Annotated in this window: 2 protein-coding genes; both read right to left on the bottom strand. The window is 66.6% G+C overall.

The window, feature by feature from the left end:
- Positions 1-98 precede the first annotated feature (98 nt).
- The gene (locus QN357_RS18800) at positions 99-1,631 is read right to left on the bottom strand and encodes an amino acid permease (RefSeq protein ID WP_134449600.1); all 1,533 of its coding nucleotides are present in this window, start codon (positions 1,629-1,631) and stop codon (positions 99-101) included.
- 62 nt (positions 1,632-1,693) lie between these two features.
- A partial coding sequence (locus QN357_RS18795) for a zinc-binding dehydrogenase (RefSeq protein ID WP_323505375.1) occupies positions 1,694-1,866 on the bottom strand: 173 nt, incomplete at its 5' end.

The raw sequence follows: 1,866 nt of genomic DNA, 5'->3' as shown, positions 1-1,866 counted from the left end.
CCGCGAGAGTACGAAAATGGCCCCTTCAGCCGCACGGAGAGGGCCGAATTCGTACTCTCGCGGAACGGATTGGCGGAAAGGGTTCGTCGCGGGAGGGGTCAGTCGCGGAGCGAGTTCTCCTCTCGGACGGCCTCGGTGCGTACGGTCTCGTCGAACACGCGCTTGGCCTCGATGCCGACCACGGAGTGGCGGCGCCCGTAGGCGAAGTACACGGCGAGGCCGATCAGGAGCCACACCGCGAAGCGCACCCAGGTCAGGGTTGTGAGGTTCAGCATCAGCCAGAAGCACAGCACGGCCGAGAGGATCGGCAGGTACGGGGAGAAGGGCACCTTGAAGGCGCGCTTGAGGTCCGGCCGCTTCTTCCGCAGCACGATCACGGCGATGCTGACGAGCACGAACGCCGAGAGCGTTCCGATGTTGATCATTTCCTCGAGGACGCCCACGTTGGTGAGGCCGGCGATCAGCGCGACCGCCGTGCCCGCAATGATCTGCACCCGCGCCGGCGTGCCGCGCTTCGCCGAGGTGACGCTGAGGCCGCGGGGCAGCAGGCCGTCACGGCTCATGGCGAAGAGCACCCGGGACAGCCCGAGGAGCAGCACCATGATCACGGTCGTCAGGCCGATCAGGATGCCGACCGAGATGACCTCGGCGGCCCAGCCGGCTCCGACGGCGACGAAGGCCGTTGCGAGGGAGGCGTTCGGGTCCTGCGCGAGCACCGTGTACGGCACCATCCCGGTCAGTACGAGGCTGACGCCGAGGTAGAGCACGGTCACGATCGCGAGCCCTGCGAAGATCCCGCGCGGCAGGGTCTTCTGCGGGTTCTTGACTTCCTCGGCGCTCGTGGCGACGACGTCGAAGCCGATGAATGCGAAGAAGACGAGGGAGGCGCCCGCAAGCAGGCCGAAGAGGCCGTACTGGGCCGGGTGCGCACCGGTCATGAAGGAGAAGAGGGACTGCATCCAGACGTCGCCGTCTCCACCCGTCGTCGGGATAGCGGCGGGGATGAACGGCGAGTAGTTCGCCGGGTTGATGAAGAAGGCGCCGGCGACGATGACGAAGAGCACGATCGCGACCTTGAGGATCGTGAAGACGCTCGCGACCCGCGCGGAGAGCTTGGTGCCGAGCACGAGGAGAGTCGTGAAGATCGCGACGATGACGAAGGCGCCCCAGCTCACGTCGAGGCCGAGAATGTTGATGGTCGCCGGCACGTTCCAGTGCAGGAGTTCGAAGACGCTCGAGAGGTAGATGCCCCAGTACTTGGCGATCACGGCGGCCGCGGTGAGCATCTCGAGGATCAGGTCCCAGCCGATGATCCAGGCCAGGAGCTCGCCGAGGGTCGCATAGGTGAAGGTGTACGCCGAGCCGGCGACCGGCACCGCCGACGCGAACTCCGCGTAACACATGATCGCGAGGGCGCAGGTGAGGGCGGCGAGCAGGAACGCGAGCGTCACCGACGGGCCAGCGTAGCTGCCGGCCGCCTTTGCTCCGACCGAGAAGATCCCGGCGCCGACGGCAACGGCGACACCCATGACCATGAGGTCCCAGGTGCCGAGGGTGCGCTTGAGATTGTGGCCCTTTTCGAGGGAGTCGGCCATCGAGGCCTCAATGCTTTTGGTGCGCCAAATGCTCATAACAGGGGGATATCCATTTCGTTGGGTACCCGCCCAGCCTACGACTCCCCCTGTCCGGGGTCTCACGGAACGGTGACGACGACCTTCCCCCTGGCTTGTCCGGCGTGCTGGTAGCGGATGCCGTCTGCCGCATCCGCGAGGGGAAACGTCCGGTCGATCACGGGCCGGATGGTGCCGGCCTCGAGCAGTTTCCCGAGGGTCTCGAGGTCGTCGGCGCCCTCGGCGGAGACGACCC

The organism is Cryobacterium sp. RTC2.1 (assembly GCF_035018685.1).
In the GTDB taxonomy this organism is placed as follows: Bacteria; Actinomycetota; Actinomycetes; order Actinomycetales; family Microbacteriaceae; genus Cryobacterium; species Cryobacterium glucosi.
The sequence above is the reverse complement of the archived record's forward strand: the minus strand, read 5'-3'. Positions and strand labels throughout refer to the sequence as shown.

Bases quoted from the DNA above. Each gene is read 5' to 3' on its own strand.
- QN357_RS18800 (WP_134449600.1), bottom strand. From the start codon at position 1,631: ATGAGCATTTGGCGCACCAAAAGCATTGAGGCCTCGATGGCCGACTCC.